This is a genomic window from Larkinella soli (genome assembly GCF_003703975.1).
In the GTDB taxonomy this organism is placed as follows: Bacteria; Bacteroidota; Bacteroidia; order Cytophagales; family Spirosomataceae; genus Larkinella; species Larkinella soli.
The window spans coordinates 301539-316026 of record NZ_QTJY01000002.1 but is presented as its reverse complement, the minus strand read 5'-3'; the positions used below and the strand labels follow the sequence as shown (position 1 = coordinate 316026).

Genomic DNA, 14488 nt, shown 5'->3' with positions numbered 1-14488 from the left:
GGCTCAGCGGCCGGACAGCTTTTCAAGTTTCCCCATGAGTTCCTGAATATTCACCGGTTTGGTGATGTAGTCGTCCATCCCGGCCTGGAAGCAGGCATCCCGGTCTTCCTGCATGACGCCGGCCGTCATGGCGATGATCCGGGGCTGGGCGGCCCGGGCTTTCCGGATCAGCCGGGTGGCTTCCAGCCCGTCCATCTCCGGCATATGGACATCCATCAGAATCAGGTCGAACGACTGGGTTACCAGCTGTTCGAGTACCTGACGGCCGTTCTGCGCCAGCTTCGGGTCATACCCCAGCTTGTTCAGGATGCGGATGGCCAGCTTCTGGTTGAGCGGGTTGTCTTCGGCCAGCAGGATCTGTAGCGGAAAATGCCGGGCGAATTCCTCCGTCAGCAGCTGCTGGCGTGCCACGGCGGCCGGCTGCGGGGCGGATTCGGGCTGGCTTTTGAGCACCTGCTGCACCTGACGGCAAAGCTGCTGCTGTTTGACGGGTTTGGTCAGGAGGGCGGAGAACAGGCCGGGATTGTTCTTATGGCTCTCATCCCCGATGGAACTGAGCAGAATGATGGGCAGGGCCGGATGGAGTTTCCGGATCGTTCGGGCCAGTTCGATGCCGTCCATGCCCGGCATCTGCATGTCGGTGATGACCAGATCGAAGCCGGGTTTCGTCTGGAGAATGTCGAGAGCCTGACGGCCCGAAGCGGCCAGGGTGGGCACCAGTTTCCACTGTTCGAGCTGGCTTTTCAGAATGGTCAGGTTTGTCTGGTTGTCGTCGACGATCAGCACCTGCTTGCCTTCATTCCCGGCCTGGTTGCAGAGAATATACTGCCGTTTGTTCTGACGGCTCACCTCGGTCGTCAGGGTGAAAAAGAACGTCGATCCGGTGCCGGGTTCGCTTTCCACCCGCATCGCTCCGCCCATGAGCGTGACCAGCCGGTCGCTGATGGCAAGGCCGAGCCCCGTGCCGCCATACCGGCGCGTAGTGGAGGAGTCGACCTGCGAGAAGGCCTTGAACAGGCGCTCCAGCTTTTCGGCCGGAATGCCGATGCCGGTATCCCGCACTTCGAACTCCAGCGACAGGGGCTTCCCGTCCATCTGCGGCCCCACGTGGACGCCCACGTAGATTTCGCCCTTTTCCGTGAACTTGATGGCATTTCCGACGAGGTTGATCAGTACCTGCTTGATGCGCAGGCTGTCTCCGAGAATGTGCAGCGGCACCTGATAATCGATCTGGTACACCAGGTCGAGGCCGGTCAGGGCGGCTTTGGCCGAGAACATATCCAGCACCTCTTCGATACACTGCCGCAGGTTGACGTCCTCGTGTTCGATTTCCAGCTTCCCGGACTCGATCTTGGAGAAGTCGAGGATGTCGTTGATGACGCCCAGCAGGCTTTCTCCGCTGCTTCGGATGGCGTCGACGTATTCGTACTGTTCTTCGGTCAGGGAGGTTTCGCCCAGGAGGGAGGCCATCCCGATTACGCCGTTCATCGGCGTACGGATCTCGTGGCTCATGGTCGCCAGAAAGACGCTCTTGGCCTGGTTGGCCTGTTCGGCCTCTTTCCGGGCCTGTTCTTCCTGTTCGCGCTGGCGGTTGAGTTCTTCGTTCAGGGCCATCAGTTCCTCCTTCTGCTGGGTTACCTCGCTGGTCCGGATTTCCACCTGGCGCTGCAATTCCAGCTTCTGGGCGTTGATCCGGTTGATCCGGCCTCTGTAAAACGAGTAGGCCGCCCCCAGAACCAGGACGGCCGCCAGCGTTCGGAACCACCAGGTCTGCCAGAAGGGCGGAGTGATGATCAGGGTAACGGCGGTTCCGGTCTGATTCCAGACGCCGTCGTTGTTGGAACCTTTGACCCGGAAGACATACGTGCCCGGGTCGAGGTTGGTGTAGGTGGCCGTCCGCCGGTTGCCGGCGAAAATCCAGCCCTGATCGAAACCCTCCAGTTTATAGGCGTACTGGTTTTCTTCCGGCAGCGAATAGTTGAGGGCCGCAAACTCGAACGAAAAGACCGACTCGCGGTAGGAGAGCGTGATTTGTCTGGTTTCTGAAATGCTTTCCCGGAGCAGGGAGTCCGCCCCTCCGGTCACTACCGGCCGGTTAAAGACCTGGAAACCTGTGATATATACCGGAGGGACATAGGTGTTTTCCTTCAGCCGGTCGGGACGGAAGAAAGTGAAGCCGTTCTGGCTCCCGAAGTAGAGCATTCCGTCGGCATCCCTGAAAACCGAACACCGGTTGAAGGAAATTTTCCGGGAGCCGTCGCCTACGTCGAAATTCTGAAACCGGTTGGTGCGGGTGTCGAATCGGGAGATGCCTTTATTGGTGCTGACCCAGAGGTGGCCGTGCCGGTCGCTGCTGATGGCCTGAATGACCTTATTACCCAGCCCGGCCGCTTCCCGGAAGGCGACGAACGTACCGGTTCTGGGGTTGAAGCGGTTCAGTCCTTCGTAGGTTCCGGCCCAGATTTGACCCCGCTCATCCTCGAAGAGGCAGTTGACCAGGCTATGGCTGAGGCTCGACGGCACCGCCGGGTCATGGTTGAATGTGCGGAATTTGCCGGTTTGCGGGGTAAAAAGAATAAGGCCGGTTCCTTCGGTGGCGATCCAGAGCCGGCCCTGGCGGTCGAACATCAGGGCGCCGATGTATCCCTGGTTGAGGCTGTCAGGCTTGTCGGCGCTCGGGCGGTAATGCGTGAAGGTACCGGTTTTCTTGTCGTACCGGCTGATGCCGCCCCCCATGGTGCCGATCCAGATTTCCCCTTTTTTGCCCTCCGTGACGGTGGTGACGGATTCCTGGCTGAGTCCTTTCTCTCCCTTCCCGGTGGTGAAGTTCCGGAAGGTTTTCGCGCCTTTCTTCAGGAGGCCGAGGCCGCCTTTGTATGTTCCGATCCACAGGTCTTCGTCGCTGTCCCGGAACAGGCTCATAATGAAATCGCTGGGCAGGCTGCCCGCGTCGGAAGGCCGGTGCCGGAAATAGTCGTAGCGGTTGGCGGCCGGCCGATATACGTTCAGGCCGCCCCCGTCGGTGCCGATCCAGAGGTCCCCCTGACGGTCTTTCACGAAAGCCGTGACGTTATTGGTGGAAAGGGTGTTGGGCCTCAACAGCGATTTCCGGTACAGGTTGAATTGGGGGGGCAGGTGGTTCAGGAAGTTGATGCCTCCGCTGTAGGTCCCGATCCACATATTACCGCTGCGGTCCCGGCAGAAGGAGTAGATCGAACCGTTGCTGATTCCTTCGGAATCATTCTCGTCGTAGGGGTAATGGGTAAAGACGGTTCGGGCCGGGTTCAGGATGCTGATGCCGTTGTTTTCGGTGCCCACCCACAGGTTGCCGTGGCTGTCTTCCTGAAGGGTATTGACGTCGTTGCTGGCAATGGATCCGGCCCGGGCCGGGTCGTGCTGAAACCGGGTAAACGTTTTTCCGTCCGGGTTCAGTCGGTTCAGGCCGCCCCCTTCCGTGGCGATCCAGAGCCGGCCTTTGGAATCTTCGAACAGTTTTCTCAGGGAGTTATGACTAAGGGAGGCCGGTTCGGACGGCTCGTGCCGAAAATGCCGGAAGGTGCGGGAGGTCGGCTCGAACCGGTCGAGTCCTCCACCGTACGTCGCGGCCCAGAGGGTACCCTGCCGGTCGATCAGTACGTCGTAGACCAGATTATGGCTCAGGCTGCCGGGGGCGCCATCCCGGTGCTGATACCGGATAAACCTTTTCGTTTCGGGGTCGAACCGGTCGAGACCGCCGTCGGTGGCGATCCAGAGGTAGCCCTGCCGGTCCTGGGTGATGGCCGAGATGCGGTCGTTACTGGGGCTGTTGGTGTCGCTGATGGAGCTTTTGTAGGCGGTGAAGGTGCCGGTTTTCGTATTCAGTAGGCAGAGGCTCCCCCCGTCGGTGCCGACCCAGAGCCGGCCTTTCCGGTCTTCGAACAGACACATGACGTAATTGCCGCTCAGGCTGGCCGGATTCCGGAGATCGTTCTGGAAAATCTGAAAGGTATAGCCGTCGTAGCGGTTCAGTCCGTCCTGCGTACCGAACCACATGAATCCTTTTCTGTCCTGAAGGATACAGGTGACGTTGGTTTGGGAAAGCCCTTCGTTGGCGGAAATATGCTTAAAGTGAGGGGGAGCGACCTGCGCTGCAGTGCGAAAAAACGGAAACAGGTGCAGGGCTATGAAAAGCCCTATGATATTTTTCATTCCTGGAACGTGAGTAGGATTGAGCCGGAACCCGACGGACGCAAGGATTCGGCCTTTGTCCGGCGGTTCGTGATGGAGTACAATTCTTATGCCACGGACCCGAAATAAGAGATAAAACAGGATTTCAGTGAGAATGCGGACTTAAAAATGGGCAGATCATTTCGCCTGTCCATATTCCTGATCCGTCACGGGCTGCATCCAGTTGACGGCTCCGCCCCTGCTGACGTTCGGAATGATGGCGATGTGGGTCAACCGACCGTTCGGGCCGGCCCCGTGCCAGTGTACCACCTGGGGGGCGATATCGACGGATTCGCCCTGCCGGATGATCCGGATCGGTTTTCCTTTTTCCTGATAATAGCCGGTGCCCTGCGTAACCACCAGAATCTGGCCGTTTGGGTGTTTGTGCCAGACGGTTCGGCCTTTGGCTTCAAAAGTGACTTCGCTGACGATGCAGTCGGTCCGGCTGCCGGGCGGTACCAGCGGTTTTACCCAGACCACCCCGGTAAAGTTGTCGGCGGGGCCGCGGTTGGCCCCTTTAGGAGCCGTTCCGGGCCGGGCGCTCTGGCCGAGGGCCGGAGCCGTCGAGCCGATGCAGGCCGCCAGAAACAGGCAGCCGGAAACGATGAGAAGACGCAACGGCCGGGCCGATGGCGGGCGGCCCGCATCGACGGGTTCGCAGTGGAAGGCGGATGATTTCATGTTTCTTCGATTGGCCGCTGTTTGGTTCAGTTCACAGGGTCTTTACAATTTTTGCGGGGATGCCGGCGACGACCGTATTCGGCGGCACATCCCGACTCACCACCGCACCGGCGGCTACGATGGCGTTTTCGCCTACCGTTACGCCCGGCAGAATGGTGGCGCCGGCACCGATCCAGGCATTCCGTTTGATTACGATGGCCCCCAGCAGGAGCGTTTTTCGGTCGGCGGGATCGGTTGGGTGATTTTCGGAGGTCAGATTGACCCGCGGGCCGATCTGCACATCGTCTCCGATCGTAATGCCGCCGATATCCAGAAAGGAGCAGGCGTGGTTGATGAAGATGTTCTTCCCGAGTGAAATGAACCGGCCGAAATTGGTGTGAAACGGCGGAAAGACCGTCGTCGACGGATCCACTTCGGTTCCGATGATCTCGCTCAGCCGTTTCCGTACCTCGTTCACGTCGGTAGCGGCGGCATTCATCTCGACGCATAGCCGGATGGTTCGTGCGACGACCTCACCAAACCGCTCATATTCGGGGTCATCCCTTCGGAGCGGCTCACCCGCTCGCAACCGGCGGAAGATATCGCTGCTTCCCTGTTCGTAAGTCATAACTTCAGTACCAAATCAACTCCATCCATTTGATCATACCCCTGCAGGAAGCTGATCGGAAGCCTCGCCGGGGTCTGTCCCTCAGTAAACCAGATTCTTCCTGAAAAAGGCCTCCAGCTTACCGAATGGAATCACATTCAGCCGGTCATACAAGTCGACGTGGGTGGCATTCGGAATGATCACCAGCTCCTTCGGTTCGGCGGCAGCCTGGTAGGCATCCTCGCTGAAATAACGGGAGTGGGCTTTTTCTCCGGCAATCAGCAACACCGGCCGGGGTGCGATTTCCCGGATGTAGGTCAGCAGCGGCATATTCATGAACGAAAGCGCACTGGTCGCCGTCCAGGCTCCATTGGAATTGATCGAGCCGGCATGAAAACCGCGGGGCGTTTTGTAATAATTGAAGTAGTCCGCTACAAAGGCGGGTTCATTGCCCTGCAACTTTTCGGGAAGATTGTTGGTGGAAGGAGCCGGTCGGCCCTTTTCGGCATCCGCCCAGCGCTGGCGGCTCATTTTCTCCAGCGTTTCCGTGCGTTGGTCAGCGGTAAGCTGGTCAAAATACCCCTTCGCCATCACCCGTGACATATCATACATACTGGTAGTAGCCACGGCTTTGATGCGTTTGTCTACTGCGGCCGCATTTAAACTCATACCGGCAAAACCGCAGATGCCGATGATGCCGATCCTGTTTCGGTCCACGAAAGGCTGGAGACCGAGATAATCCACGGCCGCGCTGAAATCCTCGGTATTGATGTCCGGCGAAGCCACATTCCGGGGTTCGCCACCGCTTTCTCCGGTATAGGAAGGATCGAAGGCCAGCGTGACAAAGCCACGCTCGGCCATGGCCTGCGCGTATAATCCGGAGGCCTGTTGTTTTACCGCGCCGAACGGGCCGCTGACGGCGAGGGCCGCCAGGGGTTCGCTGCCGCGATCCTTTGGAAGGTATAAATCAGCCGATATAGTGATGCCATACCGGTTTTTGTACGTTACCTCCTGACGGGTTACCTTATCACTTAACGGGAACGTATAGTGTTCCGCCGGTTTGATCGATTTCATGACTTCTTTCGGTTGATCTGACGCGGCCATTCGGTTTTGTGCCTGGGCCGGTCCGGACACCAGAATGGATAAAAGCGCAATGGTCGTGCTGATTTTCATAGTCGGATTCTTCGGTTGAATTACGAATACAAAGGTAAACCACTGCCCCGGCAGAGGGTTAACATTAATCAAACCGATACTTATAAATTTCAAACCGCGGCCAGGCGGAAGCTCCGGGGATTGGTGCCGGTGAACTTTCTGAAAAAGTTGTTGAAATAGGAAGGATACTGAAAACCCAGGGCATACGCGATATCGGAGACGTTCCAGTCCGTATGCTGGAGCAGGGCTTTGGCTTCGCCCAGAATCCGTTCGGAAATATGGGCCGTAGTGGATTTACCGGTTACCTCGTTGACGGCCCGGTTCAGATAATTGACGTGGACATTCAGGCTTCCGGCATAGTCCTGGGCCGTCGTCAGTTGCAGCGGCCGATCGAGGGTCTCGATCGGGAATTGCCGCTCCAGGAGTTCAAGAAATACGGAGGTAAGCCGGGACGCGGCATTCTTATGATGATCGATGTGCCGGGACGGCTCCAGCTTGAGCGCTTCGTGGATGATCAGGTGGATATAGTTGCGGATCAGGTCGTCTTTGTAGGCATACGTCGTCTGCTGCTCCTCGATCATTTTCCGGAAGATCGTATTCAGAAATTCCCGCTGCGATGGACTGATCGAAAAAATGGGCGTGCCGCTCAGCTTGAACAGGGGGGAGTGCTGAAGGCTCTCCGACCGGTCGGCCGACGCGAAGAACTCCTCGGAAAACAGGCAGGTGTAGCCTACATAGGTCGTCGAGATGGTTTCCCAGGAATACGGAACGTGCGGATTACCAAAGAACAGGACGGTGTCGTTGTGCTCGAAACTCCGGTCAGCATAGTGGATGACACTTTTTCCGGTGGTCAGGCAGATTTTGTAGAAATCTTTCCGGCTGTAGATGCGGGTGGCGTGGCTGTCGCTCTCCAGCTGGAAGACATTGAAGCCTTTCAGCCGGAGTTCATGGTTGAATTCCGATACCGGACGTATTTTCTGGTTTTCCATACCCAGGTTAAGGAATTCAAATCTAAATTAGTTCAACGCGTCCCGGCGGCCTTCCGAATTTTCGGCCCGGCCGCGGCCCGCTTACCGCAGTAAGAATCCGATAGGATTTTCTTATTACCGTGTAAGAAGTTAAGATCAAACTTTATCAACAATCCATTGCCTTTTCAACGCCGGTATTCCGCCTGAGTCCCGATCAACTACTCCCAAAACATGAATCAACTGGACCGTAGAAATTTTCTGTCGCAGCTCTCCCTCACCACCGCTGCGCTCTCCTTATCCCCGTTCGGCTTTTCATCTCCCCTTAAATCAACTGATTTTGTGGAAACGGAGACCACCCACGGCCGTGTGCGGGGGATGCGCAACGAAGGAGTCAATATTTTCAAGGGAATACCCTATGGGGGCAAGGTATCCGGGGAACGGCGGTTTCGCCGGCCGGAACCCGTCGCTGCCTGGACCGGGGTTCGGGATGCCCTGACGGTGGGTCCTCCGGCCATCCAGCCTCCCCGCCGGAACGAGCCGGCTCCGGCGGAAGACTGTCTGTTCCTGAATGTCTGGACACCGGCCAACGACAACCGGAAACGGCCGGTCATGTTCTACAGTCATGGCGGGGGGTTCGTGATCGGGTCGGGGGCCTCGGTGAGTCAGGACGGGTCCAACCTGGCCCGGAACTTCGATGTCGTCGTGGTGGAAACGAATCACCGGCTCGGACTTCTGGGCTTTCTTTACCTGGAAGAAATCGCCGGTCCGGACTATGCGGGTTCGGGCAACATGGGCATGCTCGACATCGTGGCCGGGCTGAAATGGGTGCACGACAACATCGGCCGGTTCGGCGGAGATCCCGATAACGTGATGATCTGGGGTGAATCGGGTGGGGGCGCCAAAACCTCCTGTTTATACGCCATGCCCGAGGCCGCACCGTATTTCAACAAAGCCTCGATCGAAAGCGGTCCGGGCGTTCGGATGACCCCGAAAGAGGTGGCCGCCGAAACCACCGCCATGCTGCTGAAGGAACTGAACATTGCGCCCAAAGACTGGCGGAAGCTGCTGGAAGTCCCCGCGTCCGATCTGTTCAGTATGCAGGGAAAACTGCCGTTTGTGCCCCCTTTCATCGAAAAGGACAGGGAGCAGGGATTCATGCGCCGGAACTACGGCGGATTCGGCCCGGTGGTCGACGGGGTCGTGCTGCCCCGCCATCCGTTCGATCCGACCGCCCCGGCCATCTCCCGCACGAAACCGCTGCTGGTCGGCTGGAATGAGGACGAATACACCTTCTTTGCCTGGGAACGGAAAGATACCGAGTTTGCCAGACTGGACTTCGACGGCCTTCGCCGGAAACTGGAACCGCAGTATGGGGCTGAGGCCCAAAAAATTGTGGATACCTACCGGAAAGCGACGCCCCATGCCTCGGCCGCCGACATTTTCGTGGCGGTTTCGTCCATTACGCTGATGGGGCTGGGCTCGGTGGACATTGCCGAGAAAAAGACCAGGCAGGGCGGGGCGCCCGTGTACCTCTATAATTTTGGCTATAAGTCCGAGAAGAAAATTCCGGGTACGGACTATGCGATGGGAACGCCCCACGCGATGGATATTTCCTTCAAGTTCAACAACGAAATTCCGCCCCGCGACGGCTCGGCGCCCAAAGAGAGCTTTTTTGGAGGCAACCGGCCCGAACGGTTCGAGGCTTCGCATCACTTCGCCGAGTTGTGGACGACGTTCGCCCGGACGGGAAAACCGGCTGCGAAAGGAGTCCCCGAATGGCCGGCCTACAACCTCAAAACCCGCCCGACGATGCGGATCGATACGAAATGTGAGGTCATCGGCAACCGCTTTGGGGAGGAACTGGCGATGTGGCGGTCGATCGGGAGGCTGTAGCAAAATCAGGGGCCGCGTGGTGGCAACTCTGGGTTGTCACAGGCCAGATCCTTGATTTTCAAACGTTTACTTCTTCCAGGGGGCTGAATGAAAGCCGGACAAATGGAGGATCAGGAAAAACTGCCCGGCGGGTTTATTCATAGGCACGCCGACCAGAGTGAAAACAACGAATAAGCTTTCAGGAATGCCAGCTTTGGGTCGGTCGAGGTGTAGGGTGGGTTTTATTATCCAAAGAAAGGAATGGGCAGTCTGCATTCTTGAATTATCTTTGGGGTATGAATTCATCCATTCAATCGGTTATTCTCGCCACCGGCAGTTACATCCCTTCCGTCACCGTCCCTAACGAAGCCTTTGCCGATCACCGTTTTTTCAATCCGGATGGTTCGCCCTTTCCTCAGAATCAGGCTTCCATCCTGGAAAAGTTTCAATCCATTTCGGGCATCAGCGAACGCCGGTATGCCCAGCCTCATGAGCAGGCTTCCGATTTGGGTTATTTAGCAGCTGCCAACGCCCTTCAGGACTCCGGTATCGATCCGGAAAGCCTGGATTATCTGATTGTTGCCCATAACTTCGGGGATGTCGCTTCGGGCACGAACCGGGTCAATCAGGTTCCTTCCCTGGCCTCCCGCATCAAGGCCATGCTTCAAATCAAAAACCCGGACTGTGTGGCCTATGATCTGGCCTTTGGCTGTCCGGGTTGGCTGGAAGGCGTTATTCAGGCCAATTACTACATCCGGTCCGGCGATGCCCGGCGGTGCCTGGTGATCGGAACCGAAACCTTATCCCGGGTCGTCGACGCGTACGACCGGGACAGCATGCTGTTTGGCGACGGCAGCGGGGCCGTGCTGCTGGAGGGCCAGGTGAGCCAGGGGGGGATCATAGCCCATTGCAGCCAGACGCATGCCTTAGAATACGTCGATTTATTATCCATGAACCATTCCTATGCCCCTGACCGGTCCGGGGATCAGGATATATACCTGAAAATGAATGGCCGTAAATTGTATGAATTTGCCTTAAACCACGTACCGCAGGCGATGAAAGCGGCCTTGGACAAAGCCGGTCTTCCGCTTTCGGCGATCAGCAAAGTGCTCATTCACCAGGCGAACGAGAAAATGGATATGGCGATCCTTCAGCGGCTGTTTAAGCTTTGCGGGCTCGATACGCCCTCCCCGGAGCTGATGCCGATGACCATTTCGTGGTTAGGCAACAGCTCGGTAGCCACGGTTCCTACCTTACTGGATCTGATTCTTAAGGGAAAGCTGGAGGGGCACCGGTTCAACCCGGGCGATAAGGTAATTTTTGCCTCAGTCGGAGCCGGCATGAATATCAATGCTTTAGTCTACCAGTTTTAAACAGCCAGTACCTGACCGCCGATAATACGGTCGGCGAAGGCAAACAGAAAAGCCGGCCATTTTACCAATGGCCGGCTTTTCTAATGGACTGTTGCCGTCGGGGTTTTGTATATTTGTTTATTCGCTGCGTAAACTCTTGACCGGGTTCGCCAGTGCCGCTTTGATGCTTTGGTAACTGACGGTGAGAAGGGCAATCCCCACGGCCAGCAGACTGGCTCCGGCGAACATCCACCATTCCAGGTCGATATGATAGGCATACCCCTGAAGCCACTGCCCGGTGCCCCACCAGGCGATGGGAAAGGCGATGCCGTTGGCAATCAGCACCAATTTCAGGAAGTCCATCGAAAGTAAGGTAGCCAGATCGGCGACGCTGGCTCCCAGCACTTTCCGTACCCCGATTTCTTTAATGCGTTGTTCGGCCGAGAAAGTCGCCAGACCGAACAGGCCCAGACAGGCGATGAAAATAGTCGCCAGCGCTACCCAGATCAGCAGCGTTTGCCGACGGGCGTCTTCCACGTAAAACCGTGCCAGCTGCTGGTCCAGGAAATGATACTCGAAGGGTTCGTCCGGGTCCGCTTTCATCATCACCGCCTTGAGTTTTTCCAGCGTTTCGGGAATGCCCGTGGCATCGATCCGCGCGGTATAATAATCAATTCCATGAATCGGGTTTTGGTGATAAGCCACTACCAGGGGCTCAATCTTGTCGTGTAACGACTGAAAATGGAAATCTTTCACAATACCGATTACCCGGGCTTTGAAGGGGCTGTTGTCGATAAGAACCGGTTCAAACTCACTCCCCCGCGCCATCGCTGGTATCTCTACGGGTTGGTCGGACGGTTCGGTAATGTTCAGCAGGCGAGCCGCCGTTTCATTCAGAAGGACCGCGGTCGAATCCGCCGGATTGACAAAGTTTCGTCCTTGCAACAGCTTGACTTCAAAGGTGTTCAGAAAGTCTTTATCCGCCCCAATCAGATAAGCCACTTGGGGATCATCGGCCTTGCCCTGGGGGTTGATTTTAACCCGCCGAATCGTTTTCCATTCGCCGGGTACCCGTGAAGAAACCGAGACTTGTTTCACCGAGGGAATTTGAGTCATGCTCGTCTTGATGGTTTCAAAATGGTCCCGCGCTGCGCCGGTATTGACGTCAATGACTACCAGCAGGTTTTTGTTGAAACCCAGATGGGCGGTCTTCATAAACTGCACCTGCCGGAACAGGACGATGGTCCCGATGATCAGCACGGTCGAGATCGTAAACTGAAACACCACCAGGGCTTTCCGCAGGCTCAGGCTGCCCTGAGAATTTATTTTCATGCCTTTCAGCAACAAAACGGGCCTGAAACCCGACAGCAGCAAGGCGGGATAGCTCCCCGACAGCAGCCCCATGAGCAGGGTCGCGGCCAGGGTCATCAGCCAGATTCGGTAGTCGGTTCCCAAACCCAGACTCAGTTGTTTATCGACAAGTTGGTTCAGGAACGGCAGGAGGACATTAACCAGGACGAGCGCCAATACGGCCGAAAGGCCCGTAATCAGCAGGGCTTCCACCAGAAATTGATAAATCAGGGCGCTTCGTTCGGCCCCGACCGACTTACGAATCCCAATTTCCTTCAGGCGGTTAGAGGCTCTGGCGGTCGATAGATTCATGTAATTAATGCCGGCAATACACAGCACAAAGAGCGCAATGAACCAGAAGATCCGGATGTAAAAGGGGCTTCCCTGAGCCATCGCTTCCACGTTTGAATTTCGGGCCCCATCGGTTATTCCTTCCGAATATAAATGAATGTCTTTCAGGGCCTGGAGGCTAAATGAGAGACTGGTCCCGACCTCCGGTTTGAAGTTGGCTAAAGTTAGCTTCGTTAGTTTGGTTGAAACCGCTTCCGCACTCGTATTGGGCTTCAGCAGAACATAAACCGAAAAATTAGTGGACGACCAGTCTCCAGCCATCGTTTGCCTGAAAAACTCGGAACTCCGGAAGGTGGCTTCCGACACCAGCGAATTGAAGTTAAAACTCGAATTACGAGGGTGGTTTTTCAAAACGCCGGTTACTTTCAGCGGAGCGTCCAGGTGACTAAACTCGAGCGTCTTGCCCAATACCTGCGTGTGGCCAAACAGCCGCATGGCCAACTCTTCATTGATCACAATCGAATTCGGCTCGGCTAAGGCCGTCTTCCTGTCGCCCAACAGCAGCGGAAAATCAAAAATTTGCAGAAAGTTTTCATCCGCATTGGTAATGGTCTCCTGAAAATTCACCGGGTTTTCAGGATTGATCAGATTCGCCCGTCCGGGCCTGGATAACCGCGTTGTATTTTCGACTTCCGTCAGGATTTTCCCGGCTTCAGCCGCCAGTTTATAACTCCCTCCGGCCAGGGTACTGACTTCCCCTTTCTGGTTTTTGTGCTGGATGACCCGGTAGATCCGGCCGGCGTTGCCGTGCTGCTGATCGAAGGTAAGCTCATCGAACAGATAGAGCCCAACCAGTAAAAAGCAGGTGATCCCAAAGGCGAGCCCGGCCATATTCAGGGCGGTATATAGCTTATTCCGACTGAGGGTTCGGAACGCCATTTTGAGGTGATTGCGTAGCATAGGAAGCGAAATTACGGGTGACGAATGGGTTTCAGGCTTCAGGAAGGAGTGGTAGTGATCGGGTCGTTTCCTGAAGCGATCGATCAGCAATTGGGCAAGCTCGGCGGCTCGACGCCGTAGGTAGTAGGGCCGAATGACCTTCAGGGCTTCCCGGCCATACCACCAACGGGCCCGGGAAGGGCCTACCTGTTCAAGCCGCCGGGAAAACTGCTCCTGCAGATCCCCCTGCAGCTCTTCCAGCAGGCCGGCGGGCGTCAACCAGCGTAGCAGGCGGGCCGCCCATCGGGGTGGCCCCTGGGGGGTTGGCCTGGTTGAAGGCTTCTTCATGGGTTACGAAAAGAATAGGGTAGGTAAAGATTCCCAAAACGCCAACCGGAGTTGACGCATCTCCTGCAGCACCTGCTGACCGGCCGCCGTCAGGGAGAATAAGCGTTTACGCCGACCACCCCGAGCGAGGGTGGCTCCACCTAACTCCGAACAAACGAGACCTTTCTCCTCAAGACGATACAAGACCACATGCACCCCTGTCACGGAGGTGGTCCGGCCGGTGCGTTGCTTGAGTTCATCGGCAATCGAGACGCCATAGGCGCCTGTAGGTTGTTGTTCCAGAAGAGCAACGGCGAGTAAGACCAGCTCTTCAAACTCACCCAGGTAGGTTCGGCTCATCAAAAACCGGATAAAATAGACGCATTTCTTTAATACTTGTTGAACAAATAAAATGCCAGTTTGGTAACTGTCTAATATACACGGATATATTATTGCCGGTTCTCGTTAAATGTCCGAAACCGTACATAAACTGTCCGTTTATAAGATGACCGGCCTGGGCTGAAACGCGGGCCCTGCATGAGATTACTGGTAGCAACTCCTACTTTGGGGCGGATCCGGGTTTGGCCCACCAAATGAAAATGCGGGACTGTATGTACAGTCCCGCATTTTCAGCATTTACGCTTTATGGTACAGGGATTTTCCCTCCCGGATGAGGGGCTTGATGGCCTGGGCGGCCTGTGCCGGTATATCTTCTCCGGTTTCGGCCCGCATCCAGGCCATGGAGTATTTTTAAGGGGGTATGT

The 14488-nt window shown here is 56.5% G+C and carries 9 protein-coding genes; 2 read left to right on the top strand and 7 right to left on the bottom strand.

The features are described from left to right. Nucleotides 1-3: 3 nt before the first annotated feature. The 5 genes from DX909_RS07580 to DX909_RS07560 all read right to left on the bottom strand — a co-directional run bounded on the left by DX909_RS07580 (nt 4) and on the right by DX909_RS07560 (nt 7614). Entirely contained in the window at nt 4-4188 is a 4185-nt protein-coding gene (locus DX909_RS07580) for a hybrid sensor histidine kinase/response regulator (protein ID WP_128544543.1), read from the bottom strand. Between the two features lie 156 nt (nt 4189-4344). Beyond that, the gene (locus tag DX909_RS07575; RefSeq protein ID WP_206512971.1) at nt 4345-4887 is read right to left on the bottom strand and encodes a cupin domain-containing protein; all 543 of its coding nucleotides are present in this window, start codon (nt 4885-4887) and stop codon (nt 4345-4347) included. A 31-nt stretch (nt 4888-4918) separates the two neighbouring features. Next, a complete protein-coding gene (locus DX909_RS07570; RefSeq protein ID WP_128544542.1) occupies nt 4919-5494 on the bottom strand; it encodes a sugar O-acetyltransferase in 576 nt (191 codons plus the stop codon). Between the two features lie 81 nt (nt 5495-5575). After that, on the bottom strand, nt 5576-6646 hold the full coding sequence (locus tag DX909_RS07565; RefSeq protein ID WP_128544541.1) for an alpha/beta hydrolase: 1071 nt from the start codon (nt 6644-6646) through the stop codon (nt 5576-5578). 89 nt (nt 6647-6735) lie between these two features. Continuing rightward, the gene (locus tag DX909_RS07560; protein ID WP_128544540.1) at nt 6736-7614 is read right to left on the bottom strand and encodes a helix-turn-helix domain-containing protein; all 879 of its coding nucleotides are present in this window, start codon (nt 7612-7614) and stop codon (nt 6736-6738) included. 210 nt (nt 7615-7824) lie between these two features. Here DX909_RS07560 and DX909_RS07555 point away from each other — a divergent pair, with 210 nt between their 5' ends. Both DX909_RS07555 and DX909_RS07550 read left to right on the top strand, forming a co-directional pair. Then, complete coding sequence (locus DX909_RS07555; protein WP_128544539.1) at nt 7825-9486, top strand: carboxylesterase/lipase family protein; 1662 nt, start codon at nt 7825-7827, stop codon at nt 9484-9486. A 275-nt stretch (nt 9487-9761) separates the two neighbouring features. Continuing rightward, a complete protein-coding gene (locus DX909_RS07550) occupies nt 9762-10838 on the top strand; it encodes a 3-oxoacyl-ACP synthase III family protein (RefSeq protein ID WP_128544538.1) in 1077 nt (358 codons plus the stop codon). 117 nt (nt 10839-10955) lie between these two features. Here the strand turns inward: DX909_RS07550 and DX909_RS07545 are convergent, their stop codons facing one another. Further along, nucleotides 10956-13745: an ABC transporter permease gene (locus DX909_RS07545; protein ID WP_128544537.1), complete on the bottom strand. Its 2790-nt coding sequence runs from the start codon at nt 13743-13745 to the stop codon at nt 10956-10958. A gap of 3 nt (nt 13746-13748) precedes the next feature. Further along, nucleotides 13749-14084, bottom strand: a complete 336-nt coding sequence (locus DX909_RS07540) for a PadR family transcriptional regulator (RefSeq protein ID WP_128544536.1) — start codon at nt 14082-14084, stop codon at nt 13749-13751. Nucleotides 14085-14488: the final 404 nt, after the last annotated feature.

Excerpts from the sequence above, each read along its gene's own strand:
- DX909_RS07555 (WP_128544539.1), top strand. The coding sequence starts at position 7,825 with ATGAATCAACTGGACCGTAGAAATTTTCTGTCGCAGCTCTCCCTCACC.
- DX909_RS07565 (WP_128544541.1), bottom strand. The coding sequence starts at position 6,646 with ATGAAAATCAGCACGACCATTGCGCTTTTATCCATTCTGGTGTCCGGA.
- DX909_RS07545 (WP_128544537.1), bottom strand. The coding sequence starts at position 13,745 with ATGAAGAAGCCTTCAACCAGGCCAACCCCCCAGGGGCCACCCCGATGG.
- DX909_RS07575 (WP_206512971.1), bottom strand. The coding sequence starts at position 4,887 with ATGAAATCATCCGCCTTCCACTGCGAACCCGTCGATGCGGGCCGCCCG.
- DX909_RS07560 (WP_128544540.1), bottom strand. The coding sequence starts at position 7,614 with ATGGAAAACCAGAAAATACGTCCGGTATCGGAATTCAACCATGAACTC.
- DX909_RS07540 (WP_128544536.1), bottom strand. The coding sequence starts at position 14,084 with ATGAGCCGAACCTACCTGGGTGAGTTTGAAGAGCTGGTCTTACTCGCC.
- DX909_RS07570 (WP_128544542.1), bottom strand. The coding sequence starts at position 5,494 with ATGACTTACGAACAGGGAAGCAGCGATATCTTCCGCCGGTTGCGAGCG.
- DX909_RS07550 (WP_128544538.1), top strand. The coding sequence starts at position 9,762 with ATGAATTCATCCATTCAATCGGTTATTCTCGCCACCGGCAGTTACATC.
- DX909_RS07580 (WP_128544543.1), bottom strand. The coding sequence starts at position 4,188 with ATGAAAAATATCATAGGGCTTTTCATAGCCCTGCACCTGTTTCCGTTT.